A 23,883-nucleotide genomic window follows, 5' to 3' on the forward strand; every position below is an offset into this window, starting at 1 on the left:
AGCGGTCAGCCCAGTGCCCGAGCACTGAGCCCGGCGGTCGGTGAACCCGACCACACGTGAACCGAGGCTGTCCCCGACACCGGGGGCAGCCTCGGCGCATTCACGGCACCGGTCGAGGCCGGTCGGGGTCTTGCACAACTCGAGCGACCGGACCATAGTCGAGGCAGGGACGTCGAGAAGCATACGGACGCGTGAACCGGGAGGTGGTCGCCGTGGACATGGCCACGGTGCTGTCGGTCTTGGCCGCCGAGGACTATACGATCGCCCGCGAAGTGCTGCAACGCGGCTTCGCTGTTCTGTTCTTCATCGCCTTCCTCAGCGCCTGGAACCAGTTCCCCGCCCTGCTGGGTGAGCATGGGCTGACCCCGGCACCACGATTCATCGCCGCAACCACCGCCGACCAGGCACCGAGCCTGTTCCGGTGGAAGCGCTTCACCTATTCGGACCGGCGGCTGCGCATCGTGTGCGGCATCGGCATGGTGACGGCCGCGACCGTCGTCGCCGGCATCCCCCAGGCCGGGCCCGCGTGGACGACGATCCCCGTGTTCTTGCTCATGTGGTGGCTCTACTTCTCGATCTCGAGCATCGGTCAGCGCTTCTACGGCTTCGGCTGGGAGTCGCTTCTGCTCGAGGCCGGCTTCCTCGTCGGGTTCTTAGGCTCCCACGAGGTGGCTCCCTCTCTGCTGATGATCGGCTTCCTCCGCTGGTTCGTCGTCCGCGTCGAATTCGGGGCGGGCATGATCAAGATGCGCGGGGACAGCTCCTGGCGGGATCTGACCGCCATGGACTACCACCATCAGACCCAGCCGATGCCGGGACCCTTCAGCCGCCGAGCCCACCTCATGCCGGTGTGGTGGCATCGCGGGGAGACGCTGGGCAGCCACGTCGTCCAGCTCATCGCACCGTGGCTGCTCTTCCTGCCCCAGCCCATCGCCTCCTTTGCCGCCGCCGCGATCATCATCACGCAGTTGGCGCTCGTCGTCTCGGGCAACTACGCGTGGCTGAACTGGGCGACGATCCTGCTCGCGTTCGCCGGGATCAGCGACTCCTTCTTCGCCTGGATCGTCGGCGGTCCGTGGCCCGGGTGGGGCCTGTCGGGTCTGCCCGGCGCCGAGGTGGCCGGCGCGTCTGCATCGACCGGCGCACTCGGTTCGTCGCAGGCTTTCCCCCTGTGGTGGGCGATCCTCGTCACCGCCTTCGTCGTCTGGCAGTGCGTGCTCAGCGTCCCCGCCCTGCGCAACCTCTTCTCGCCTGGTCAGCTGATGAACGCCGGCTTCAACCGGTGGGGCCTGGGCAACGCCTACGGTGCCTTCGGGTCGATGACCGAGTCCCGCGACGAGATCATCATCGAGGGCAGTCTCGACCCCGAGGCGACGATGGACTCGGGCGGCTGGAGGCCCTATGCGTTCAAGGGCAAACCCGGTGACGTCGACCGCCGCTCCCCGATCGTCGCGCCCTATCACCTGCGCCTGGACTGGCTGATGTGGTTCGCGGCCCTCGGCGACTACCGGCAGGCCTGGTTCTACCGTCTCCTCGAGCGCATCGGCTCCGGGGATGAGCAGATCCGCACGCAGTTGGGCCCCGATCCCTTCGACGGGCGGGCCCCGGCGCTCATCCGCGTCCGGGTCTTCACCTACCGATACGCCACCGGGGAGGAACGGCGACAGGCACGAAGGGAAGGAGCGCCTCGGCCGTGGTGGGTGCGATCGAACCCCCGGACCATGGTCGAGCCCACGGACCTGCGGGACCGGTGAGGCTCGGCCGGTGCGACTGCGCACGGGCGTGCCGGACACATCCGCTCATGTACGACCGACTCAGTCGATGCCCAGGGCCAGGAGCACGATGAGGACGACGTTGAGGACGATGATGAGGCTCGAGGCTGCGGTCGCGACGATCGTGATGATCCGTGAGTTCGCGTACCGGCCCATCACCGTCCGGTTCATCGTCAGCCTGACCAGGGGAATCATCGCGAATGGGATGCCGAGGCTGAGCACGACCTGACTGAGCACGAGCGACCAGGTGGGGTCCGCGCCGATGCCCAGAACGATGAGCGCGGGGATCATCGTCACCGCGCGCTGCCATACGATCGGCACGTTGATGCGCAGCAGCCCCTGCATGATCGAAGCGCCCGCATAGGAGCCTACTGCGCTCGAGGCCAGACCCGAGGCGAGCAGTCCGATGCCGAAGAACAGTCCCACCACCTCGCCGAGGTTGGCCGTCACGACCGCATGCGCGCCCTCGATCGTGTCGGTTCCCTCCTGACCGCGCAGCGAGGCGGCGGCCAGCAGCAGCATGGCGATATTCACCGAACCGGCGATGACGAGGGAGGCCACGACGTCCCAGCGGCTGGCCCTGAGCAGCTGGGGAATCGTCGCCCGGGGGTTCTTGCCGTGCCGGTCGACCGACAGTGCCGAATGCAGGTAGATCGCATGCGGCATCACGGTGGCGCCGAGCATGCTCGCGGCGAGCACCACCGAGTTCGTGCCCTCCAGCCTGGGCATGATTCCACCTGCCGCTTGCCCCCAGTTCACATCACCGACGAACAAGCCTGCTAAAAAGCCGATGGCGATGATTGCCAGCAGGGCGATGATGACGGTTTCGAAGGGGCGCTGACCGCGGGTGGATTGGATCGAGAGCAGGAACAGGGACACGACGCCGACGATGATCCCGCCCAGCAGGAGCGGCAGGTCGAAGAGGATCTTCAGGGCGATGGCGCCGCCGATCACCTCGGCGAGGTCGGTGGCGATGGCGACGATCTCCGCCTGCGCCCAGTACGCCAGACGGGATCTGCGGCTGAGCCGCTCGCCGAGCAGACTCGGCAGGGACTGCCCGGAGACCAGACCGAGCTTCGAGGACAGGTACTGCACGAGGACGGCGATGAGGTTGGCCGCGACGAGGACCCACACGAGCAGATATCCGTACTCGGCGCCGGCGGTGAGGTTGGCCGCGACGTTGCCGGGATCGACGTATGCGATCGCGGCGACGAAGGCCGGGCCCAGGAGGAAGAGAGTCGAGACCTTCTTCGCGGGCCTGTCGTTCGACCGGTTCGAACCCGAACGGTTCGAGGTCGACCGTCCTGAGGTCGAGCGACTCGAGGTCGTTCGCGCACTGCTCCGCGACTGGGCGCCAGGAGTCGCTGATGGGGTGGTCCCGGACGGTGTGGGGCTGCCGTTGCGCGATCGATCGACGTTCATGAAGTTAACGTACATTAACTTTTGCTGGCGAGCAAGATCCTCTGGTAGCCGAAGATGGAAAGGCCTAAGATCCGACTATGCCCACTGAACAAGTTCACTCACGGACCGATCGCCGGTTGAGAACCGAGGAGAGGATCATCTCCGCCGCCGCTGATCTGTTCCTCGAGCTCGGCTACCGGGCCACGACCATCAGGGGCATTGCCGAGCGCGCCGAGGTGTCCGTGGGCAGAGTGATGTCTGCCGGCGACAAGGACGTCCTCCTCGTCCGCTGCTACGACCGGTGGATCGGACAGCTCCAGTCCGGGACCTACGTCCTGCCGGCACGGACGCGTGCCGCAACCGGGGCACACAGCGGAGCGGGCGCCGCCTCGGCGGTGCAGAAGCATCTGCTGGAGATCTTCCTGCCCTTCCTCGAGTTCTTCGCCTCGCACGAGGACCTGTCCAGGGACTATGCGGCCGCGCTGATGCGCGCGGTCGGCAAGCCCCAGGTGTTCGAGAGCCTGGCGACCGACCTGCAGGACCAGCTGTCCTCGAGCCTGGCCTCGATCGGGATCAGTCGGGCATATGCACAGGCCAGCGCCGCGGCACTCTACGACTCCTATCTGGGCATCCTGTTCCGATGGGCGGCCAGCGACATGGGCCTCGAAGAGGCGACCGAGGCACTGTCGAGCAGCATCGCATTCCACACTCAACTGAGGAGACCCCTATGACACTGCTCCCCGAACCGTGGTGGCCGGTGGCGGTGATGGCCCTCATCGTCCTCGTCGACGGCGTCCTGACCTTCACGCCACCGAAGTTCATTGCCGTCTGCCTCGACGGGGTCGGACTCCCTCGCGACTGGTGGTGGGTGCTCGCTGTCGTGAAGTTCCTTGCTGCGATCGGCCTCGTCGCCGGCTTCTGGGTTCCCGGGGTCGGGCTGGCCGCGGTCATCGGACTCATCGCCTACTTCCTCACTGCCGCCATCGCACATCTTCGTGCGGGCTACGTCGGCCGCGACTTCTGGCTCAACTGCCTGGGGATGCTCGCACTCAATATCCTCATCCTCGTCTTCTGCTTCCTCGTCTGAACCTGTCGCAGGGAGGCCTTCGCAGCGGGGCCGTCGCAGCGCTTGCCTTCGCGCTCGACAGACTCAATAGTGGGGATATGGTCGAAGAACGGCGATTTTGCGACCATTACCGCACTATGACGCGCGGCACGACGAAGGAGTTGGCACCGTCGCCGAATCTGCAGAGGACCGATACGCACGCTGGACATGGATCCACGAGAGCGCGGTCATGACCGGGTGGGACTTCGCCGCGCTCGGCACCAGGCTCGTGGCCGACGATCCGCCATGGGACTTCGAGACGACCTGCGCCGAGGCGATGGCCGCTTCGACCGCGTGCCTGGACATGGGCACCGGTGGCGGCGAGCGCCTCAGCGACCTCGTCCGTCGCGTCGATTCGGCCCGGCGTGTGGGCACCGGCGCCGGTAGCGCAGCGGCCGGTAGCGCAGGCGTCGGTGGCGCAGGAGCCGGTAGCGCAGCGGCCGGTGGCGCAGGGCGAAAACGCACGGTCCATGCCAGCGAGGGGTGGCGACCGAACCTGGACTTGGCCACCTCGGCGCTGGAGGAATACGGGATCGACGTCCGCGAATACGACAGCGAGACCGGCGAAGCCATGCCCTGGACCGATGGCTTCTTCGATCTCGTGATGAACCGTCATGAGAGCTACGATCCGGCCGAGCTCGCCCGCGTGCTGATACCGAATGGCCGCTTCCTCACCCAACAGGTCGACGGCACGGAGGCCGGTGAGTTCAGACAGTGGTTCCGCGGCGAGCCACAGACCCCGGACATTCGACTCGAACCGTGCATCGACGCGCTCGAGTCACAGGGTTTCACCATCGCCGGTGCCGATGAGTGGATCGGAACCATGGAGTTCGCCGACGTCGAGGCGGTCATCGAGTACCTCGCCTACATCCCCTGGGATGTCCCCGACTTCACCGTGGCCGACAATCTGGACACCCTCGATCTGCTGTGGGAATGCAACTCCCCCATCTCGGTCACCCAGAAGCGGTTCTTCATCGCCGCCGAACTCTGAGTGTCAGGTTTTCCCGACCCAGCGGACAGGGAAGCCGCATGGGCGGACCGGGGTCGGCGTGGATAGTGTCGAAGACATGACCTCCCCCGACTTCATGTATCCCCAGCCCACCGACGACGAGCTGGCCGCTCAGCAGCCGCGCACCCCCGCGCTGGGTGGCGGTGCGGCCGGTGCAGTTTCGCTTCCCGGCACGGGGCGCTCTGGGGCCTCGACGGCCCCAGGGGCTTCGGCAGCCTCGGGGGCCGCGCGAGCCTCGATCGCGGCCGACTCGGGAACCTCGGCCGCGTCGGCTGCGGAGGCCTCGATCGTGGAGGAGAACCGCCAGCGCCTCGGCAAGGCAGCCTTGGTCGTGGCCATCGTCGCGGCCGGTCTGTCCCTCATCTCCTCGATCATCCTCGGGGCCACCATCGGGCCGATGCAAGCTTCATCCGGCTACCATTTCACCGATACTCCCGGCTGGTATCAGAACCTGGCGTTCGTGCTGTTCGGCCTCCAGGCCCTGGGTGCGGCTCTCGGCATCACCGGCCTCGTCATGGGCATCGTCTCTGCGGTCACCGGTCGCAGCAGAACCCAGGGCATCGTCGCGATGACCATCACGATCCTGGCCCCGTTCGTCTCCTTCGCAGTGTTCATGGTCCTCAGCTTCACCAGCGCGTGAGGCTGCGCCGCCTTCGGTGCCCATCGTCCGTCATCCAGACGGCCTCTTGACATGCTCAGAGCTTCCGTGCAGGATTGAACAAATCGATTTGGCTACTGATGTGACAAGGGCTGAACATGACGCGCTTCGAAGGAGAGGCCCAATGACTGCACCGTCCGAGGCAACCGAAGGCACCCACCCCGTCGACCAGCTGCGCCCGATGCATCGGCTCATCCCCTTCGCGATCCAGCACGTCCTGGTCATGGTGGCCACACCGATCTCCTCGGTGTTTCTCATCGCCACCGCACTGGACCTGTCGGAGGACACCACCTCGGCGATTCTGTCGGCGGTCTTCGTATTCTCCGGACTCGGCTCGATCCTGCAGTCGGTCGGCGTGTGGAAGGTCGGCGTCCGGCTGCCCTTCGTGATGCTGCCCGGGGGCGCAGCGACCATCCTCTTCATCACGATCGGGCAGGGCACGGACGTCGAGACCGCTGTGGGCGCGGTGCTTCTGACAGGCGTCTTCTACATTCTCGCGGTGACCCTCTTCGTCAAACTGCTCAAATTCTTCCCGCCGCTTGTCATCGGCATCATGGTGATCGTCATCGGGGTCAACCTCGTGCAGGTGACGGGAAAGCTCATCGTCGGTGAGGCTGACTCCGAGGGCTTCGGGGATCCGCAGAATCTGCTCCTCGGTCTCATCACCATTGCCATCACAGTGCTGAGCTTCCGCTTCCTACGCGGTATGTTCGGCAAGCTCTCGATCGCGATCGGACTCGTCGGCGGCACCATTGTCGGAGCCTTCATGGGTGCGACGGATTTCTCCGCACAGGCCGCAGGCCCGCTGCTCGCGGCCCCGTCGCTCTTTCCCTTCGGAGCCCCGAAGTTCGATCTCATCGCTGCGATTCCGATGCTGCTGTGGGCGCTGGCCTCCATGGCTGAGGCGACAGGGCAGACGATCATCAACGGTGAGATCGTCGACAAGAAGGTCGATCCGAGCAAGGACGTACCCAAACTCATCCGAGCCGATGGCATCGTGACCATCGTCGGTGGACTCTTCGGCACGCCCGCCATGGTCACCAGTGGAGAGAACGTCGGAATCGTGCGTGCCTCCGGCGTCCGCAGCCGGTTCGTCACCGCGTTCGCGGGCATCTTGCTCATCATCATCGGCGTCAGCCCCTTGGCACGAATCCTCAACGGCATCCCCTCCGCGGTCGTCGGCGGCACGGCGGTCGTGGTGTTCGCGATCATCGCAGTCCTCGGCGTGCAGATGCTCGCCCGTGTGGACTTCAACCAGACGGGCAACCTCATCACAGCGACGGTCGGCCTGGCAGCGGGTCTGCTGCCCGTGCTCATTCCTGGCATGTACACGCAGCTGTCACCCAATGCGGCTTCGCTGTTGGGCAGCGGAGTGGCGATGGCCGCCTTCGTGTCAGTTCTGCTCAATCTGCTCTTCCACCACACTGGCCGGAGGAATCGGCACCCGAAGAGCAGAACCCCGATCGACGATCCCAGTGAGTTGGATCAGCGCGCGGGTGACTACCGGATCTGAGTCGGTTCGCGAGGCTGCTTCGGCGTGTGGCTTTCGGGCCGCCGTGGTTCAGGCGGTTGCGATGAGGGCCGCCGTGGTTCAGCTTGCCGCTTTCGGGCGCCGTGGTTCAGGCAGTCAGGCGGAGCCCTGCCCGATGGCAGGCTGCTTCGCGGGTCCGGCGGTGGACTCCCGGACGACGAGAGTCGGCGCGAACTCTGACGCCGCATCGCTCGGATGCGATGACCCGTCAAGGATCGTCACGAGTCGATCGACGGCTTGGCCCGAGATCTCATCCAACCCCAGATGCACGGCCGTCAACGGCGGGGAGCTGGTGCGAGCACGCAATCCGTCGTACCTCGTGGCAATGAGCAGATCGAGGCCGATGGTCCGTCCTGCTTGCACTCCGGCCCGCACGGCCCCCGAGGCGAAGGTGTCGATCGGAATGAACAGGGCATCGACGTCCGGGTGTGCGGCCAGGATCGACTCAGATGCACGGAAACCGGCATCTTCTCCCTCACTTTCATCCGCTTCGGCGATGATCGGGGCGAAGCTCTCGCGTTCGGCGGCTGCCAGGTAAGCGGCCCGGGCGGCCGCCTGAGATCCGCGCACACTGGCACCCGCGACGAGCGCCGGCTGCTTCGCCCCACTGTCGAGCAGATGACCGACGAGGAGTTCAGCGGTTGCCGCGTGATGGAGGTCCACACTCCGCTCACCGGCGGGCCCGTCGATGGTGACGAACGGAATGCCGCGATCGCTCAGCGCTGCGGCGATGGGGTCGTCGGCAGTGGGTTCGAGGACGATGGCACCATCGATGTCGAGGCGGTCGACCGGGTTGATGTCACCTTCTGGCGGGGCGAGGACGAAGACGTAGCCCTTGAGCAGTGCGGTCCGCGCGCACCCCATCGCCAGCTCGGTGAAGAATCCCAGCTGCGAGGGACCGGCCGAGACGGCGGAGGGCATCGACGACAGCAGGGCGAGTGCCTGGGAGCGGCCGGACCGCAGCCCCTGGGCGCGGACGCTGGGGCGATAGTTGAGGCGGGTCGCCACGCTCTTGACCTTGTCCCGGGTTGCCGAGTTGACCTTGCCCAGCCCGTTGAGCGCATGAGAGACAGTCGTGCGCGAGACTCCGGCTTCACGTGCCACATCGGCGATCGTGGCCCGGCTCGGGCGCTCTGATTCTCCCATGGCCTCAGACTACTGGACGATCACGCCGAATAACGGGGTGACGTTCGAGGCACGCACGCGCGCATGCGTTTCTCGGCACTCAACCCGTTTATCGGTGGCTGGCGCTGGCGCCATCCCCACGCCCCGTCACCTCTTGATCACGCTTGGACGATGACGATGGCTCCGGAGATGATCGCGAAACCCAGGACGATGTAGCGCAGGACCGGACCGTCGAGTCGGTGATGGACGAACTTGCTGAGGAACGACCCGATGGCCAGGAAGGGCAGCATGGCCGCGGTGAACAGCAAAGTCGGCCCGCTCACCTGACCGCTGATGGCGAGGACGACGAGGGAGATGACCTCACCCACGAGGAAGCACACCGCCACTGTCGACCGCAGTTCCGGGCCGGGACTGTGCTGGTAGGCCAGGGCGTAGGGCGGACCGCCGATTCCCGTCGAAGTCTCCGTGACACCGGTGATGAGGCCGACGAGTCCGAGCACGGGGCGATTCGGGGTGAACTTCGGGGCCAGCAGTGCGACGACGGCGGCGACCAGAGTCGACCACCCGATGAGCAGGGCGAGCTGGTGGAGGTTGACGATGACGAGGATCCAGAGGCCGAGGAAGGTGCCGGCGAAGCGTCCCACGCTGATCCACTTCACCCCGTGCCAGTGGATGTCGCTTCGCTCCCGGGCCGCGACATAGAAGTTCAGCGGGATCATCAGGACCAGCAGCATCACCGGGATGAGGCTCGGGTCGATGAAGCTGACGACGGGGGCGGTGATCATCGCGAAGCCCATGCCGGTCGAGCCCTGCACGAAGGCGGAGAGCAGGACGGTGATCGCGACGATGCTGAAGGCGAGGATCGTCATCAGGTGAGGTCCCCGGTGCTCCGTGTCGCACCCGGACCGGAGTTCCTCGTCGTGGTGCTGCCCATGCCCGCACCCGCGCCGAGGTGGCTCTCCGGGTGCTCGTCCATCCATGCACTTCGGTGCTCGGTGGAGTTCGAGTCGATGCGTGTGATCGGCGAGGCGGCGACGACCCTCCGTGAGACTTCGCGGACGCGGTCGAGGAGGGACCGCCCGTCCCAGTCGACGGGCCACCCGTTCTCAAGACGCAGCCTGCCGTCGACGATGACCGCTTCGATCTGGTCGCGGTTGGCGATGCGCACGAGCTCCCAGACCACATCCCAGGAGGGGACGAATTCGGGCACATTCAGGTCGATGACGAGCAGATCCGCGAGGGCTCCCGGGGTGATCTCGCCGACGCTGCCCGCGAGTCCGACCGCGTCGGCTCCCCCGCGCAGTCCCTGCTCGAGCCAGGTCCAGCCGCCGCCGGCCGAGGCGTCGCCGACGTCTGTGCCCTGCGTCAGTCGCTGCGCGGTCTCGGCGGCGTCGAGGAGGCGGAAAGCATCCGAGCGGGTTCCGTCGGTGCCGAGCCCGATCCGCGCGCCGAGTTCGTGCATGAGCAGGGCCGGCGCCACCGCGTTGCCCTTCCACGAGCTCGCCACCGGATTGTACGAGATCGCCGAGCCGTGATCGATGAGCAGTCGGATCTCCCGCGGCGTCAGCAGCGTGGCATGGGCGGTGAGCGTCTCGGGACCCAAGGCGCCGAGGCGGGCCAGCCGTTCCAGCGGACGCTCCCGGTTGGTCACCAGCGAACGTTCGACTGCGGCGAGGTGCTCGTTGAGGTGGGTCTGAAAGGGCACACCGGCCTCGCGGGCCAATTCGGTGACGGCGATGAGGGCCGCGTCCGAGGCGACCTCGGGAATCGAGACGGCCAGCGAGGGGTGGACGAGCGAGTCGGCATCCCACCGGCCCAGGTGGCGCTGGGCAGCAGTGATCACCTCGGAGACCTCGGCGGTCTTCGTGCCTCCTCCGAGGTCATTGCAGATCACGCCGAGAACACAGCGCAGCCCCACCTCGGCGGTGACATCGGCGATCGCGGAGGCGTCGACGCTGGCGCGAGTCCCGGCGTCGGCGACCGTGGTGAAGCCGCCGCGCAGGGATTCCCAGGCGGCCAAGCGGGTGGCGACGTCGATGGCCTCGGGGTCCATGTTCGCCTCCATCGGCACCCAGACGCGCTGGAAGATCTCGGAGGGTTCGCCGAAGACCAGCGACTTGCCGAAGGACTGTGTCAGGTGATGGTGGGCGTCGATGAAACCGGGCATGAGGAGACGGCTGGGCAGGTCGATGCGGGCGGCGTCGGCAGGGGCGTTGGCCATCACCTCGGCGACGGGACCGACGTCGGTGATGCGGCCGTTCGTGACGAGGACGGCATGATCCGTCTGCGGACCTTCTGGAAGAAGGACCTGTTCGGGGACGAGCACCGTCGGAGTCTCGTGCAGAGTGCGCAGCTGAGTCATGTCATCCTTCGTCGTCACAGGAGCCTCGGCGCCCCTGCAGATCCTCGCAGTCAACGATAGCCTGCGGTGTTGTCGCACCGTAAGGCCAAATCGATTTGGTTTCCCTCAGTCTACGGTGGCCGGGCGGGTGCGTCAACGAACCGTCACAGCTGGGGCCGCGCCGATTGGCGCGCTGCGCTCACGCCGATCTTCGGGCTCGAATGAGCCCGTAAAATGAGTTCATGACATCATCGCCTCTGACCCCCGCCTCGGCGGTATCCGGGCAATTGCACTGTCACTACTTCGACGCGGGACGTTGCCGCTCGTGCACCTTCATCGAGATGCCCTACGAGCAGCAGATCAGCGACAAGGAGGCCTGGGGCCGTGAGGTACTGGCCGTCCACGCGCCCACCATCTGGCTTCCAGCGGAGGCCGGATCTGATCGCGACTTCCGCAATCGGGCCAAGCTCGCCGTGGGCGGCTCGGCCGGCGGCGTCACCTTGGGGATCCTCGACCAGGACTTCCACGGTGTTGATCTGCGCGAATGCGGGATCCAGGCTCCGCAGATCCGCGCGGTGATACCCGTCATCGCAGGGTTCCTCGACGCGTCGGGCCTCGAACCCTACGATGTCCGCGCTCGCCGAGGTGAGCTGAAGTTCGTCCACATCACCGCGGCGCCGTCCGGGGACCTGATGATCCGGTTCGTCGTGCGCACCCAGCATGGCCTCGATGTTCTGCGTTCCCGGCGCGACGCCTTCATCGGCCTCGTGCCCCGTGCCACCGTCGTTTCCGTCAATCTGCTTCCCGAGCACAAGGCCGTACTCGAGGGCAGCCGCGAAGTCGTGCTGGCGGGCGACTCCCTGCGCATGAACCTCGACCGGGTAGACCTGCATCTGCGCCCGCAGAGCTTCTTCCAGACGAACACTGCCGTCGCTGTCAGCCTCTACAACCAGGTCGCGACGTGGGTCGACGAGATCTCGCCGGCCACGCTGTGGGACCTGTACTGCGGGGTGGGCGGCTTCGCACTGTATTGTGCGGGCGCGCTCGACTCCGAGCAGTCAGTCGGGCGGCCCGCGGGTGGGGGCTCTGCGGCACGCTCTGTCATCGGGGTCGAGCTCAGCGAGCAGGCTATCGAATCCGCGAGGATCAGTGCGGCCGAACTCGGGCTCAGATCCCAGCCCCACGCCGATTCCCAGCCTGGCGTCGGCTCTCGGCCCAGCGCCGGTCCCCGACCAGGACCCGATCCCCAGCCGGGCGGCGACGTCGAGTTCCTCGCCGACGATGCCATGGAGTTCGCCGAGGTCAACCTGGCCTCGGGGCAACGTCCGGACTGCGTCATCGTCAACCCACCTCGGCGAGGGATCGGAGCGCGACTGTCGGCTGCACTCGAGGAATCCGGGATCGAACATATCGTCTATTCGAGCTGCAATCCGCTCACCCTGGTCAAGGACCTTGACCGGATGCCCAGCTACCAGGTCGCACAAGCGAAGGTCTTCGACATGTTCCCCCACACCAAGCACCTCGAGGTGGCGGTGGTGCTGCGGCGGCATAGATGAGGAAGTCGGGGCTTCAAAACTGTGGCGGACCGAACTCGGTCAACAGTGATTCCAAGACCACAATCAGATCAGGGACATCAGCCTCGAGCATGTCCCACACACGTTGCTAATCTACGTTGGCATATTGATGCGCGATGACATTCCTCGTCGCGATGGCCTCTTGCAGATGAGGAATGCGCGCTGCGACTTCAGCATCGGTTCTCCTCAACCTGTTCAATGCCTCACCGATGATCTCTATATTTCGTTCAACCGCAGACTGAAGAATCCAGTCAGCCGAGAAAGCACTCCTATTCGAAGTGGTATTCCGCATCCTGCGAGGTGCCCGCTCATGTAGACTTTCGACCATGACCGGACAGGCCCTCAGCCGCTCACGGATCGGTAAACCGGTCGATCGTTGAGCCGCAGCGGACGCGAACATGAGATTCGCGGTCCGCCCCTTTCGAAGAGATCTCTTTCACCTTGAATAGACTTTTCGAAAGGACATCATGTCAGCAATCTTCAATCACACCATCATCGCCGCCGCCGACCCGGCGGAATCAGCACAGTTCTACGTCGACATCCTCGAAGCCGAACACACCGAATCATGGGGAGTCTTCTCCAACATCATGCTCTCCGAAGGGGTGATGCTGCAGTTCGCGTCTCCTCCTCCGGGGTTCGACATCTCGCCCGTTCACATGGCCTTCCTCTGCACCGACGACCACTTCGACCGAGCAGTCGCCCTCTTGAACGAGCGGAGCCTCGAATACTGGGCCGATCCGCAGCGTTCGCGCCTGCAAGAGACGAATACAGGGCATGGCGGTCGCGGCGTCTATTTCCTCGACCCCTCGGGCATGTACTTGGAACTCATCACGAAGCCGTATCTCTGAGCCGACCAAGTGCCCTCGCGGCTTCGAACCACAACAACCGCAACCGGGAGCCGCAGCAGCTGCCCCCATCGCGCATCGAGAGCACACCGCAGCACCGAGAGCTGACTTCAGGAAGTCTGCGCTCGGTGCTGCGGTGTGCTCTCGGTGCAGATGAGCTCTACGACAGCAGGGACTGCCGGAACCGTTCGACGACGGCGGGCAGCGGTCCGCGCTTGCGGTGGACGACGACCAGGGTGCGGTCGATGGCCGGGCTGATCGGCACGCTCTCGATTCCCTCGAACTTCACGAGGGGCACCACCATCTCCGGCACGACAGAGACCCCGAGGCCGGCGGAGACGAGACCTCCGACGGCCGGGATGCTGCGCGCCGTCTGCACGATGTCGACATCGACGTCGTGCTTGGCGAAAGCGTGGGTGACCAATGGTCCGATGCTCGTCACGGAGTCGAAGCCGATGAACTTCTCACGGGCGAAGTCACCCCAGGCGAGCTCATCACGATCAGCGAATCTGTGCCCCGACGGCATGATCGCAATCAACCTGTCGGAGGCGACCTCTTCGACCTCGAGCTCGGGCGGGATGCTGGAGTCCAGTGCCAGGATGCCCAGGTCCACTGTGCCGTCGAGGATCTTCTCCGCCACATTCTCCTGCGGTTCGTCATGGATCCTCAGACCCACCTGCCCGAGGTCGCGACGGAAGTCGGAGATCACCGAGGGCAGCAGCGTCGCCGTCACCGAGGGCAGGCACGCGACCCGCACGATCCCGTCATCGCCGTTCATGTGGCGGGTGATGCGCGACAGTGCCTCATCGTAGGTCGCGACGGCCATTGCCGCATGTGCGGAGACCTCCTCACCCAGATGCGTGGGGACGACAGACCGCGTGCTCCGATCGAACAGCCTGCCGCCGATGCGCCGTTCGGCCTCGGCCAGCGCCCGACTCACTGCGGGCTGACTGACCTGCATGTCCTCGGCAGCGAGCGTGAAGCTGCGCAGCCGGTGGAGCGCTTCGATCGTGCGCAGGTGGTACATAGCCAGATTGATAACCATAGGTCATCAGTATAGAGCTAAACGATATTGGACGAGCCATCAGATGACATTGGATCATAGAAGGCGATATCTGAGAAAGGAATCAAAGGTGCTTTCACTCATTGGATACGTGTCCATGCTGGTGATCCTCGCTCTGCTCCTCATGCAGAAGGTCTCACCCATCGTCGCCCTCGCGGGGGTCCCGATCGTCGCGGCCCTCATCGCAGGCAACTCACCGTCCGAGGTCAGCGAATTCGCGTTGGCCGGCATCACCAGCGTCGCCAGTGTCGTCGTGATGTTCGTGTTCGCGATCGTCTTCTTCGGCATACTCCGCCACGTCGGGTTCTTCGACCCGATCATCGATCGGATCGTCCGCCTCGGCGGTTCGTCTCCGAAGGCCGTCACCCTGGCCACGACACTCCTGGCCAGCGTTGCCCATCTCGATGGTGCAGGTGCGACGACGTTCCTCATCACCATTCCGGCCATGCTGCCGATCTACCAGCGCCTGGGCATGGGTCGACTGACGCTCACGGCATGCGTCGGCCTCGGCGCAGGAGCCATGAACCTGCTCCCCTGGGGCGGACCGACCGCACGCGCGGCGGCGACCGTCGGGGTCGAAGCGAACGAGGTGTGGACACCGCTCATCCCCGCGCAGATCGTCGGCGTCGGCGCTGCGCTCGCGGTCGCGTGGTTCCTCGGCAGCCGCGAAGTCAAGCGCATCGCCAAAGGCAAGACCTCCGAATTCGCCGAGGCGGTGTCCGCTCACAGCGATGACCCTGCAACCCGCACCTCCGCCACAGGCGACGGTGGGACACGGGCCACCTCGGTGACGGAGGACACCGACCGCCAGGGCACCGGCGGTGACACCCTCAGCACCGCGGGGGCCGCGTCCGGCGGCTCGACCCACGGCGCGCACCGCGGCGAGGATGCCAGCGACGCAACCGTGGAGAAGGACCACCGCAACATCCCGCTGTGGGTCAACGGACTGATCCTGCTCGCGACCCTCGTGGTGCTGATGTGGGGCATCGTCTCACCGGCCATCGCCTTCCTCGTCGCGACGATCATCGCGCTCATCATCAACTTCCGAGGTCTGGAGAACCAGTCTCGACAGTTCGACATCAGTGCGAAATCAGCGATGCTCATGGCCAGCACCCTGCTGGCCGCCGGAGTCCTCCTCGGCGTGCTCGACGAGAGCGGGATGATCGAGTCGATGGCCGACTCCGCTGTCCAGGTCCTGCCGGCCGGGATCATGCCGCTCCTGCCCATCGTGGTCGCCGTCCTCGGGGTGCCCATGAGCCTGTTCTTCGGCCCCGACGCCTACTATTTCGGGGTCCTTCCCGTCCTGTCCGCGGTGGGCTCGAACTACGGCATCGATCCCGTGGTGCTCGCGCAGGCCTCGATCATCGGGCAGGAGACTCTCGGCTTTCCCATCAGCCCCCTGACCGGGTCGTTCTATCTGCTGGTCGGCTTGGCCAACGTGCCGATCGGCAAGCACATCCTCGGCCTCATCGGCTGGGCATGGTTGGTCAGTATCATCGTGCTCATCGCAGCAATCGTGATCGGAGTGATTCCCCGGTGGGCAGCCTGAACGTATCGAGTCCGGCCGGGCTCTCTTCCCCGCCCAAGCCGGCCGGCCATGTCAGGGTGGGAGCCGGTGCCGGATTCGCCGGAGACCGTCTCGACCCCGCGATCGCCCTGGCCGAGCACGGCAAGCTCGATTTCCTCGTCTTCGAACTCCTCGGCGAGAGGACCGTCGCCGCGGCCCAGCGACGCGAGCGGGAGTCCACGGACACGGGCTTCGACCCGACTCTGGTCGAACGGATCCGCTCCGTCGCCGCCGACTGTGCCGCCAACGGCACCCGCATCGTGACCAATGGCGGTGCCGCGAACCCTGAGGCCGCCTCCTATGCCGTCGCCGAGGCGGTTCGAGAGTTGAACGTCGACCTGCCCGTCGCGTACGTCACCGGTGATGAGGTCCTGTCCATCGTCGAAGACGAGGATCCGCGCACCTGGGAGACCGGACAGCCCGCCTCCGCCGCCGACGGAGAGCTGATTTCGGCCAATGCCTATCTGGGCGCCGAACCGATCCGGCGGGCGTTGGACTCCGGTGCACGCATCGTCATCACCGGCCGGGTCGCGGATCCCTCCCTGTACGTCGGTGCCATGGCGCACCACTTCGACTGGGACCACCATGACGTGGACCTCATCGGCCGCGCCACGGTCATCGGCCATCTGCTCGAATGCGCCGGCCAGGTCACCGGCGGCTACTTCGCCGACCCGGTGACGAAACCCGTCGCCGGCCTTGCCCATCTCGGGTTCCCCTTCGCCGATGTCGACGCCGATGCGCAGGCCGTCCTGAGCAAACTCGAGGGCTCGGGAGGCGATGTCTCCACGCGCACCTGCACCGAGCAGCTCCTCTACGAGGTCGCCGATCCGGGCGCCTACATCACCCCCGACGTCATCGCCGACTTCTCACACGTGAGCTTCGAGCAGAGCGCCGTCGACCGTGTTCGCGTCAGCGGTGGGAGAGGAGCAGCCCGCCCGGAGAATCTCAAGGTCACGCTCGGCTACGACTCCGGGTGGCAGGGCGAAGGACAGATCACCTACGCCGGCATTCGGTCGAAGGAGCGTGCCGAGCTGGCGGCGGCGATCGTCCTCGAGCGCCTCGAAGCGCTCTACGATGTCGACCCCGAGTCGGTGTTCGTCGAATACATCGGAATGGCCGCCGCATTCCGCGGGCTGGTGACGGCCGATGACCCCGCCGAGGTGCGGCTGCGCATCGTCTCAACCGCAGCGACCCGGCAGGAGGCTGCGATCATCGGCGATGAGGTCGAGGCCCTCTACACCAATGGGCCGGCCGGCGGCGGAGGTGCCCGGAAGTCCGTGCACAGCGTGGTCGCAGTCAGATCGTGCAGCGTGGACCGGTTGAGCATCGAAGAGTCGGTGAACGTCGAATTCGTCGACGAACGTCGCACAGGAGGACTCAAATGACCACCATCGACGAGCTCGCATCGGTGCGCACCGGCGACAAGGGCGACACGCTCATCCTCGGCGTCGTCGCCGACGACCGGGCCGCCTATGACCGGCTTGCCCAGGAGCTCAGCGTCGAACGCGTCGCCTCACACTTCGGCCTCACCGTGCAGTCGGTGACCCGCAGCGATCTGCCGACACTTCACTCCTTCAGCTTCGAACTCGCCGGTCTGCTCGGCGGCGGAGTCACCGGCTCCCCCAACCTGGACGGGCACGGAAAGACCATGAGCTACCACCTGCTCACACTCGAGATCTGAGTCGGTTCACTCGCCCGGTACCGTTTACCGCGAGTGCTTCGCGGCCTACGGTGAAGACATGAGGGCACTGATTCTGACGTTCGGCACAAAAGGTGACATCGAACCGTATATCGCCTTGGCCAGAGCGCTGAAGGACGCCGGACACGAAGCAACGGTCGCCACCGCCGAGGGCTTCGAACACGATGTGCGCTCGCTCGGCGTCGATTTCGTCCCGAGCAACTCACGCATGCTCGAAGTCATGCAGGGCGCGCTTTCGAACTCAGCTGGTCTCGCGGACCTGCAGAAGGCGGCGAAGGCGATGACCGAAAGTATCCGGGTCAGCCTCGATGATCAACTTCGGGCGGTCCGCAGCACCAGACCGGACATCATCGTCTATCACCCAAAATGTCTCGGCGCTCCGCACCTGGCAGAATTTCTTGGGATTCCGGCGGTGCTGTCGCTGCCGCTGCCCTTCTACACCCCGACCTCGGCGTATCCGATCCCGTTCATCTCGCGGGAGCTGGGGCCACGACTGAATCGATGGAGCTATACACTCAATCGTGCCGAGTCACTCATGTACGGCGGTATCACCAACGACTTTCGGCACAGGCTCGGTCTCAGATCGCTTTCCCGATGGGCGGATCCATTGGTCAAACCGGATGGCGGTCCCGTGGACATTCTCTACCCGTATTCGCAGCACGTTGTCCCCGTTCCGTCCGACTACCCGTCGACGGCGCACGTCACCGGATACTGGTTCACCGGGCGCGGTGCCTCATGGGAACCTCCTCAGGAGCTGCAGGACTTCCTGGCCGCCGGGGAAGCACCGCTGTACGTCGGATTCGGATCCATGGGATTCGGAAAGGGAGCAGAACAACGAGGCGAAGCAATCACCTCGGCGCTCAGAACAACCGGCATCCGGGCAATCGTCGCCACCGGATGGGGAAGTGTCGTCGCCGAGAGCACCGACGACGTTCTCGTCATCGACGGTGCACCCCACGATCGGCTGTTTCCACACGTGTCCGCGGTCGTCCACCACGGCGGGGCGGGCACAACAGGAATCGGCTTGGCGTCTGGTTGCCCCAGCCTGGTCTGCCCGTTCCTCGGCGATCAATCGTTCTGGGCTCGTCGAGTCCACGAACTCGGGGCCGGCCCGAAACCACTTCCCCGGGCCGAGATCACGGCAGATGCTCTGGCCGAACGGTTCACGAACCTTGTGGAAACGGAGGTTTACCGCAGCAGTTCTGCATACCTGGCAGACAGGATTGCGGCAGAGGACGGCACCGGCCGAGCCGTCGAGATCCTTCAACAGCTGGCGTGAGCGGCCCGAACGCGGTGCGACTGAGCTGGGCTATTCAACCCGAGCAGACGGATGTGCAACGACCATGAGCCGCGCCGTGCTCACCTGCAACGTCTGTCTTGGAAGGTCGCTGGTTCGAAACGGAATTACCCGCGTTCCGCGATTGTCACATTGCCTTTCGACCAACGGTTCTTCGGCACTTCACGGACGATCACCGTCGTGTTCTCCGGCAGAGCGTGCACGGTCGTCTCGGCAGCTTTGTGCAGAGCGGTGATGAAGTTGCGCAACTCGCCCTCGGTCCTGCCTTCAGCGATCGAGACTTCGATGAGCGGCATCGGCTCAGCTCCTGAGGATGAATGGGTCGGCGACAGGCTCCTCGTCGGTGTTCACCCAAACGCTTTTCAGCCGGGTGTAGTCCTTGATGGATTCGATTCCATGCTCGACTCCGACTCCCGAGGCTTTGAATCCCTGCCGCGGGGACATCGGCGACATGGCTCGATACATGTTCAGCCACACGGTGCCTGCGTCGAGCTGCCGGGCGATTCGATGGCCTCGCGAGAGGCTGTTGGTCCACACGCCGGCTGCGAGGCCGTAGATCGAGTCATTGGCCATTCCGACGAGTTCTTCTTCGGTCTCGAACGGAATGACAGCAGTCACTGGGCCGAAGATCTCCTCTTTCACGACTCTCATGTCATTGTTGACGTCGGTGAGCACCGTGGGCGAGTAGAAGTAGCCGGGAAGCTCGACATCGGGACGTCGCCCTCCCGTTGCAACCGTGGCCCCTTCCTGTACGCCCAGATCAACATACGACGCCACTTTCTCGCACTGCGATTCGAAAGCGAGCGGTCCGAGTTCGGTTCGATCATCGAGTGGGTCGCCGATGACGATTGACTCCGCTCGTCTGCTGACCTTCTCCAAGAGCTCGTCGTAGACGGCTTTGTGCGCGAAGACGCGACTTCCGGCGATGCATGTCTGTCCAGCGGCTGCAAAGACACCGGCGATGACACCCATGGCGGCATTGCCGACATTCGCGTCGTCGAAGACGATGTTCGGACTCTTGCCGCCGAGTTCGAGTGTCGAGCCGATGAAGCGTGAGGCCGCCGAGGTGGCGATCGCCTGTCCTGTGCCGGTCGATCCCGTGAACGAGATCTTCGCCAGACCCGAGTGATCTGCCAACGGGGCACCGACTTCGGTGCCGAATCCGGTGACGACGTTGACGACTCCGTCGGGGAATCCCGCTTCGGTGGCGAGTTCGGCCAGACGCAGAATGTTCGCCGAGGTGTGCTCACTCGGTTTGATGACGATTGTGTTCCCACTTGCCAACGCCGGCGCCAGTTTCGATGTCGTCAGCGTCATCGGAGAGTTCCAGGGTGTGATTGCGCCGACGACGCCCAGGGGTTCGCGCATCGTGTAGTTGAGGACCAGATGCGAACTCGTGGGAATCTGGTCACCTTGGATCTTGTCGGCAAGGCCCCCGTAGTAGTAGAGGTACTCAGGCACACCGGCCATCTGGCCTCGCATCTCTCGAAGCAGTTTGCCGTTGTCCTGGGTCTCAGCAAGTGCCATCTCTTCGGCATTGTCTGCAATGAGATCGCCGAGGCGTCGCATAAGGTGGCCCCGGCGAGTCTGGCTGAGATCACGCCAGGCGGGGTTCTCGAACGCCTCGCGCGCAGCCGCAACTGCTGAGTCGACGTCGGCGGCATTGCCTCTTGCTGCTTCGTAGAGGACTTCAAGGGTCGCCGGATTTGTGCTTTCGAAGTAGGCACCGTCCGATGGCTTGTGCCAACGACCGTTGATGAAATGTTGGTATCGCTTCGTCATTGGTTTCTCTGCTTTCATTTCGTACTGTCGTCGAGGCAGTTCACGCTCGGGCCAGGAACTCGACGATCTCTTTCGCCATCGCCTGCGGTTTCTCGACAGGCAACATGTGTCGCGCTCCCCGAATCACCACAGATCGGCAGTCGGGAACGGCCTTCGCCAGCCTCTCCGACATATCAGGGGTCGACCCCGGGTCCAGTTCGCCCGTGATCGCCATAGTCTTCGCCTCAATCCTGTTCAGATCGCCGGCGATCTCCGCATCTCCGAATGCGAATACCCTGTAGGAACGAAGAAATGATTCGGAATCGTTTCTCAGCAGTGTGGAGCGGACCTGTTCGATAGTCTCGTCCGGTACGGCGGTGGCCCCGGTCGGGAACCACCGCTCGATCGATGCCGCCGACGACGCGGTCATGTCGTCTGAGGCTGTCTCCAGTCGAGCCCGAACGGCTGCTCTCTCGTCGTCCGTCCTCTGGCAGACCGACGATGCGCAGATGAGTCGTCCGATTCTCTCTGAGTGAGAGACGGCGATTGCCTGCGCGATCAGCGCACCGAGCGAGAACCCGAGCAGATTGCACTTCTCCGGCAGTTGCCGGAACACATCGTCTGCCAACGAGCTCAGACTCTGGGGCTCTCTCAGCGGAGGTTTCTGACCGTGGCCGGGCAGATCGAGCGTGATGATCTCGTTCTGCCCGGCCTTCCGGAGCTCCGCCCCCAACGGCCCCCACATCGTGCTGTCGAGACCCACCCCGTGGAGCAGGACCAGCGGCAGCGGCCCGCGTGACCTCGGCTCCGTTGGGGACAGTTGAGAATGTGCTGTCATTATCAGCGCCTACCGCTCGGTGGAGAGATCAGCCAATCGCTGCTGCGGCCGACCCTGGGCGGACGCAGCGAGGGCGACGACGATCTCATCCGCATGCGGGGCGTCTGCGATCCGGATCTCAACCGTCTGGTGGTGGGAGCGCACCGTGGCGTCGGTTTTGTGCTTCATCGGGATGTCGAACACGATTCCTGCCGGCCCTCTCTTTTCGACGGCAGGAAGCAGTGTGCTGGCCTCGGCGGCACGGCGGAAGTGATCACCGAACTTGAGTGTGTGGATGAGTGCAGACCCATGCTCGACCTCACCGCTGAGCCCCACGATGGCTGCCTTTCCGTATGCCTCGACGTCTGCATTGAGCGCCTCGACAACTCGCGGGGCGAGCAGCTCGCCCAGCGGAGATGCTGTGCCGTCGATTCCGGGGTTGAGGTCGTCGACGAAGCCCTCACCTGCCCAGGGATTTTCGATCACTGCCGCGACCACGGCAACGCGTGCTGCCGGGTCGACGGGACGACCACCCTCGGTGAGCACTTCTTCGACGTGGGTGACGATCTTGCGAACTCTCATGATGCAACTCCTGCTAACTGATGTGAATTGACTGGGCGATCCGTCTTGCGATCACCGAGCCGAGGTAAGGGCCGGGTCCCTGTCGATGCGCCGGCGACGACGAGGATCTCGTCGGGTCGGGGAGCGTCGGCGATGCGCGCCGTCATCGTCTGATAGTAATCACGCGTGGCCGCCTCGGTCTTGTGCCAGAGTGGAACAGTGATCGAGGTGCCTGCCTCTGCTCTTTCGTCTGCGAAGCAGATGATCGAGCTGCCCTCCAGAAACTCTCGGACGAGGTTGCCGAAATAGGGGGTGTGGATGAAGGCGGCGCCGTGTTCGAGCTCTCCGGACGAGCCGATCACCGCGGCCTTCCCGAACGCTTGGATCTCTGCAGCTCCGCCGAGGGAGCCCAGGAGGCGATCGGTGAGTTCCCGTGCGAGAATCGGGGCAATCGCCTCCACCTCCGCGGACAGTTCGGATCCGGTTGCACGGTTCGCCCAGGGGTTCGCAATCGCCGCAGTGGCCGTGGCTTTGCGAATAGGGCCGTTGACGCCTGCGCCCGCCTCAGTGACCAGCTCCTCTTCGCTGTAGACGATCGTCCTGACTCCGGCATTTCGTGCTGCGTTCAGGTCACTCAAAGTTCGGCATCACTTTCTCACCGAAGAGGTTGAGGCTCTTCATCGCGTGTTCGTGCTTGAGCCCGGGGTGAGTCGTCCAGAGCATCAGGTGGTCGAGGTTGACCTCATCCTTGAGTTCCTGGATCTTCTCGGTCACGTATTCCGGCGTGCCCACGAGCATGTTGCGTTCGAACAGGAAGTCGAAGTCGAGCGTGTGCTCGTCGGTGAGCTCTTCGCCTTTCTCCATGAGGTTTCCGAGTCCACGCCAGTGAGTGACCCAACGGTAGGTATTCATCACGGCCTCTTCGAACTCCTCGCGCGCCTGTTCCATCGTATCCGCCACATAGACATCGCGGACCAACGCGATTCCGTCGCCCAAGGGAACATCACGTCCCTGGGCCTCAGACGCTTTGTCGCGGTAGAGCTCGAACCGCCCCTTGAGCTCGGAGACCGGCGGCATCCAGAAGATGGCATTGATGCCGTCATTGGCTGCGGATTCGATCGATCGAGGGGAATCGATGACCTGCCAGATCCCGGGGCCGCCCTCCTGGTACGGCCGAGGGACCACGGCCATCTTCGTGATCTCACCGTCCTCATTGGTGAACTCTGGAGTCGCCGGTGACATCGGATGGCTCCATTTGACTCCGGGGGCGGGGAATTCGAAGAACCGGCCCTTGTGGCTGAAGAATTCGTTGCTCCATGCCTTGTCGAGGATCTCCATCACTTCGGCGAACAGAGCACGGTTCTGTTCCTGGTCGCGAGGGTCGGCCACCGGATTGAGGTTGAGCGCCTCCCGTCCATAGAGACCTCGCCCGACGCCGACTTCGAGTCTGCCGTCAGAGAGCTGATCGAGTAGGGCGTAGTCCTCCGCAAGACGCAGTGGATGCCAGAAGGTGACGATCGAGGCTGCTTGACCGATGCGCAGTGTGGAGGTGTGCGCGGCGATGTCCGTTCCCATGAGGATTGGGTTGGGCGTCAGCTCCTGTCCCTCGTGGCCGAAATGATGCTCGGTGTACCAGGTGGACCAGAAGTTGAGCTCTTCGGCCCGCATCGCATATTCCCGTGCATTCTTCATGTGTAGGTTGTAGTCGGCCAGTTCACCCGGGGCGCCGAGGCCGTGGAAGACAGAGAATCGCATTT

At 64.7% G+C, this 23,883-nt stretch carries 24 protein-coding genes; 12 read left to right on the forward strand and 12 right to left on the reverse strand.

The annotated features are described in order from the left end of the window. Window positions 1-218: 218 nt before the first annotated feature. Window positions 219-1,754 carry a lipase maturation factor family protein gene (locus BKA07_RS00895; protein ID WP_209044039.1) on the forward strand — a complete coding sequence of 512 codons (1,536 nt, stop codon included), beginning with the start codon at window positions 219-221 and terminating at the stop codon, window positions 1,752-1,754. Window positions 1,755-1,814: 60 nt separating this feature from the next. Here the strand turns inward: BKA07_RS00895 and BKA07_RS00900 are convergent, their stop codons facing one another. Next, complete coding sequence (locus BKA07_RS00900; RefSeq protein WP_245161788.1) at window positions 1,815-3,194, reverse strand: Nramp family divalent metal transporter; 1,380 nt, start codon at window positions 3,192-3,194, stop codon at window positions 1,815-1,817. A gap of 77 nt (window positions 3,195-3,271) precedes the next feature. Here BKA07_RS00900 and BKA07_RS00905 point away from each other — a divergent pair, with 77 nt between their 5' ends. The 5 genes from BKA07_RS00905 (at window position 3,272) to BKA07_RS00925 (ending at window position 7,458) form a co-directional block, all read left to right on the forward strand. Then, window positions 3,272-3,904 (forward strand): TetR/AcrR family transcriptional regulator, encoded by a 633-nt coding sequence (locus BKA07_RS00905; RefSeq protein WP_167949223.1) that lies wholly within the window; start codon window positions 3,272-3,274, stop codon window positions 3,902-3,904. Next, window positions 3,901-4,260 (forward strand): DoxX family protein, encoded by a 360-nt coding sequence (locus BKA07_RS00910; protein WP_167949224.1) that lies wholly within the window; start codon window positions 3,901-3,903, stop codon window positions 4,258-4,260. The genes BKA07_RS00905 and BKA07_RS00910 overlap by 4 nt, the downstream gene beginning before the upstream one ends. A gap of 208 nt (window positions 4,261-4,468) precedes the next feature. Then, window positions 4,469-5,269 carry a class I SAM-dependent methyltransferase gene (locus tag BKA07_RS00915; RefSeq protein ID WP_167949225.1) on the forward strand — a complete coding sequence of 267 codons (801 nt, stop codon included), beginning with the start codon at window positions 4,469-4,471 and terminating at the stop codon, window positions 5,267-5,269. 76 nt (window positions 5,270-5,345) lie between these two features. Next, window positions 5,346-5,927: a hypothetical protein gene (locus BKA07_RS00920; RefSeq protein WP_167949226.1), complete on the forward strand. Its 582-nt coding sequence runs from the start codon at window positions 5,346-5,348 to the stop codon at window positions 5,925-5,927. A 142-nt stretch (window positions 5,928-6,069) separates the two neighbouring features. Next, on the forward strand, window positions 6,070-7,458 hold the full coding sequence (locus BKA07_RS00925; protein ID WP_167949227.1) for a uracil-xanthine permease family protein: 1,389 nt from the start codon (window positions 6,070-6,072) through the stop codon (window positions 7,456-7,458). 114 nt (window positions 7,459-7,572) lie between these two features. Here the strand turns inward: BKA07_RS00925 and BKA07_RS00930 are convergent, their stop codons facing one another. The 3 genes from BKA07_RS00930 to BKA07_RS00940 form a co-directional block, all read right to left on the reverse strand. After that, complete coding sequence (locus BKA07_RS00930) at window positions 7,573-8,622, reverse strand: LacI family DNA-binding transcriptional regulator (RefSeq protein WP_167949228.1); 1,050 nt, start codon at window positions 8,620-8,622, stop codon at window positions 7,573-7,575. Between the two features lie 137 nt (window positions 8,623-8,759). Next, a complete protein-coding gene (locus BKA07_RS00935) occupies window positions 8,760-9,470 on the reverse strand; it encodes a sulfite exporter TauE/SafE family protein (RefSeq protein WP_167949229.1) in 711 nt (236 codons plus the stop codon). Beyond that, window positions 9,470-10,963, reverse strand: coding sequence for an amidohydrolase family protein (locus tag BKA07_RS00940; RefSeq protein WP_167949230.1), 1,494 nt, complete (start codon window positions 10,961-10,963; stop codon window positions 9,470-9,472). Before BKA07_RS00940 ends, BKA07_RS00935 begins: the two co-directional genes overlap by 1 nt. 221 nt (window positions 10,964-11,184) lie before the next feature. Between BKA07_RS00940 and BKA07_RS00945 the strand changes: the two genes are divergently transcribed. Then, complete coding sequence (locus BKA07_RS00945) at window positions 11,185-12,498, forward strand: methyltransferase domain-containing protein (protein ID WP_209043825.1); 1,314 nt, start codon at window positions 11,185-11,187, stop codon at window positions 12,496-12,498. 106 nt (window positions 12,499-12,604) lie between these two features. Here the strand turns inward: BKA07_RS00945 and BKA07_RS19870 are convergent, their stop codons facing one another. Continuing rightward, window positions 12,605-12,916, reverse strand: coding sequence for a HepT-like ribonuclease domain-containing protein (locus BKA07_RS19870; protein ID WP_425339305.1), 312 nt, complete (start codon window positions 12,914-12,916; stop codon window positions 12,605-12,607). Between the two features lie 67 nt (window positions 12,917-12,983). Between BKA07_RS19870 and BKA07_RS00955 the strand changes: the two genes are divergently transcribed. Further along, window positions 12,984-13,364, forward strand: a complete 381-nt coding sequence (locus BKA07_RS00955; RefSeq protein ID WP_167949232.1) for a VOC family protein — start codon at window positions 12,984-12,986, stop codon at window positions 13,362-13,364. Window positions 13,365-13,521: 157 nt separating this feature from the next. Here the strand turns inward: BKA07_RS00955 and BKA07_RS00960 are convergent, their stop codons facing one another. Further along, the gene (locus BKA07_RS00960; RefSeq protein ID WP_167949233.1) at window positions 13,522-14,406 is read right to left on the reverse strand and encodes a LysR family transcriptional regulator; all 885 of its coding nucleotides are present in this window, start codon (window positions 14,404-14,406) and stop codon (window positions 13,522-13,524) included. An 88-nt stretch (window positions 14,407-14,494) separates the two neighbouring features. Between BKA07_RS00960 and BKA07_RS00965 the strand changes: the two genes are divergently transcribed. Genes BKA07_RS00965 through BKA07_RS00980 form a run of 4 tightly spaced genes read left to right on the forward strand, consistent with a single transcriptional unit; the run spans window position 14,495 to window position 18,969 of the window. Further along, window positions 14,495-15,973, forward strand: coding sequence for an SLC13 family permease (locus BKA07_RS00965; RefSeq protein WP_167949234.1), 1,479 nt, complete (start codon window positions 14,495-14,497; stop codon window positions 15,971-15,973). Next, entirely contained in the window at window positions 15,961-17,376 is a 1,416-nt protein-coding gene (locus BKA07_RS00970; RefSeq protein WP_342448950.1) for an acyclic terpene utilization AtuA family protein, read from the forward strand. Before BKA07_RS00965 ends, BKA07_RS00970 begins: the two co-directional genes overlap by 13 nt. After that, on the forward strand, window positions 17,373-17,672 hold the full coding sequence (locus BKA07_RS00975) for an AtuA-related protein (RefSeq protein WP_167949236.1): 300 nt from the start codon (window positions 17,373-17,375) through the stop codon (window positions 17,670-17,672). Before BKA07_RS00970 ends, BKA07_RS00975 begins: the two co-directional genes overlap by 4 nt. Before the next feature lie 58 nt (window positions 17,673-17,730). Then, window positions 17,731-18,969, forward strand: coding sequence for a glycosyltransferase (locus BKA07_RS00980; RefSeq protein ID WP_167949237.1), 1,239 nt, complete (start codon window positions 17,731-17,733; stop codon window positions 18,967-18,969). A gap of 125 nt (window positions 18,970-19,094) precedes the next feature. On the opposite strand, the gene BKA07_RS00985 is transcribed toward BKA07_RS00980, so the two are convergent. The 6 genes from BKA07_RS00985 to BKA07_RS01010 are packed head-to-tail and all read right to left on the reverse strand — an operon-like array spanning window position 19,095 to window position 23,881. After that, window positions 19,095-19,283, reverse strand: a complete 189-nt coding sequence (locus tag BKA07_RS00985) for a tautomerase family protein (protein ID WP_167949238.1) — start codon at window positions 19,281-19,283, stop codon at window positions 19,095-19,097. Between the two features lie 4 nt (window positions 19,284-19,287). After that, on the reverse strand, window positions 19,288-20,769 hold the full coding sequence (locus BKA07_RS00990) for an aldehyde dehydrogenase (RefSeq protein WP_167949239.1): 1,482 nt from the start codon (window positions 20,767-20,769) through the stop codon (window positions 19,288-19,290). A gap of 40 nt (window positions 20,770-20,809) precedes the next feature. Next, window positions 20,810-21,586, reverse strand: a complete 777-nt coding sequence (locus BKA07_RS00995; RefSeq protein ID WP_167949240.1) for an alpha/beta fold hydrolase — start codon at window positions 21,584-21,586, stop codon at window positions 20,810-20,812. A gap of 9 nt (window positions 21,587-21,595) precedes the next feature. After that, complete coding sequence (locus BKA07_RS01000; protein ID WP_167949241.1) at window positions 21,596-22,147, reverse strand: amino acid synthesis family protein; 552 nt, start codon at window positions 22,145-22,147, stop codon at window positions 21,596-21,598. Then, on the reverse strand, window positions 22,144-22,764 hold the full coding sequence (locus BKA07_RS01005; protein ID WP_167949242.1) for an amino acid synthesis family protein: 621 nt from the start codon (window positions 22,762-22,764) through the stop codon (window positions 22,144-22,146). The genes BKA07_RS01000 and BKA07_RS01005 overlap by 4 nt, the downstream gene beginning before the upstream one ends. Then, window positions 22,757-23,881 carry an LLM class flavin-dependent oxidoreductase gene (locus tag BKA07_RS01010; protein WP_167949243.1) on the reverse strand — a complete coding sequence of 375 codons (1,125 nt, stop codon included), beginning with the start codon at window positions 23,879-23,881 and terminating at the stop codon, window positions 22,757-22,759. Before BKA07_RS01010 ends, BKA07_RS01005 begins: the two co-directional genes overlap by 8 nt. Window positions 23,882-23,883: the final 2 nt, after the last annotated feature.

This window comes from Brevibacterium marinum (assembly GCF_011927955.1).
GTDB classification, from domain to species: domain Bacteria; phylum Actinomycetota; class Actinomycetes; order Actinomycetales; family Brevibacteriaceae; genus Brevibacterium; species Brevibacterium marinum.

Coding starts and splice junctions, on each gene's coding strand:
- BKA07_RS00980 (WP_167949237.1), top strand. CDS start 17,731: ATGAGGGCACTGATTCTGACGTTCGGCACAAAAGGTGACATCGAACCG.
- BKA07_RS00895 (WP_209044039.1), top strand. CDS start 219: ATGGCCACGGTGCTGTCGGTCTTGGCCGCCGAGGACTATACGATCGCC.
- BKA07_RS00955 (WP_167949232.1), top strand. CDS start 12,984: ATGTCAGCAATCTTCAATCACACCATCATCGCCGCCGCCGACCCGGCG.
- BKA07_RS00920 (WP_167949226.1), top strand. CDS start 5,346: ATGACCTCCCCCGACTTCATGTATCCCCAGCCCACCGACGACGAGCTG.
- BKA07_RS19870 (WP_425339305.1), bottom strand. CDS start 12,916: ATGTTCGCGTCCGCTGCGGCTCAACGATCGACCGGTTTACCGATCCGT.
- BKA07_RS00985 (WP_167949238.1), bottom strand. CDS start 19,283: ATGCCGCTCATCGAAGTCTCGATCGCTGAAGGCAGGACCGAGGGCGAG.
- BKA07_RS01000 (WP_167949241.1), bottom strand. CDS start 22,147: ATGAGAGTTCGCAAGATCGTCACCCACGTCGAAGAAGTGCTCACCGAG.
- BKA07_RS00905 (WP_167949223.1), top strand. CDS start 3,272: ATGCCCACTGAACAAGTTCACTCACGGACCGATCGCCGGTTGAGAACC.
- BKA07_RS00915 (WP_167949225.1), top strand. CDS start 4,469: ATGACCGGGTGGGACTTCGCCGCGCTCGGCACCAGGCTCGTGGCCGAC.
- BKA07_RS01010 (WP_167949243.1), bottom strand. CDS start 23,881: ATGCGATTCTCTGTCTTCCACGGCCTCGGCGCCCCGGGTGAACTGGCC.
- BKA07_RS00995 (WP_167949240.1), bottom strand. CDS start 21,586: ATGACAGCACATTCTCAACTGTCCCCAACGGAGCCGAGGTCACGCGGG.
- BKA07_RS00910 (WP_167949224.1), top strand. CDS start 3,901: ATGACACTGCTCCCCGAACCGTGGTGGCCGGTGGCGGTGATGGCCCTC.
- BKA07_RS00945 (WP_209043825.1), top strand. CDS start 11,185: ATGACATCATCGCCTCTGACCCCCGCCTCGGCGGTATCCGGGCAATTG.
- BKA07_RS00960 (WP_167949233.1), bottom strand. CDS start 14,406: ATGGTTATCAATCTGGCTATGTACCACCTGCGCACGATCGAAGCGCTC.
- BKA07_RS00940 (WP_167949230.1), bottom strand. CDS start 10,963: ATGACTCAGCTGCGCACTCTGCACGAGACTCCGACGGTGCTCGTCCCC.
- BKA07_RS00900 (WP_245161788.1), bottom strand. CDS start 3,194: ATGAACGTCGATCGATCGCGCAACGGCAGCCCCACACCGTCCGGGACC.
- BKA07_RS00930 (WP_167949228.1), bottom strand. CDS start 8,622: ATGGGAGAATCAGAGCGCCCGAGCCGGGCCACGATCGCCGATGTGGCA.
- BKA07_RS00975 (WP_167949236.1), top strand. CDS start 17,373: ATGACCACCATCGACGAGCTCGCATCGGTGCGCACCGGCGACAAGGGC.
- BKA07_RS00990 (WP_167949239.1), bottom strand. CDS start 20,769: ATGACGAAGCGATACCAACATTTCATCAACGGTCGTTGGCACAAGCCA.
- BKA07_RS00925 (WP_167949227.1), top strand. CDS start 6,070: ATGACTGCACCGTCCGAGGCAACCGAAGGCACCCACCCCGTCGACCAG.
- BKA07_RS00935 (WP_167949229.1), bottom strand. CDS start 9,470: ATGACGATCCTCGCCTTCAGCATCGTCGCGATCACCGTCCTGCTCTCC.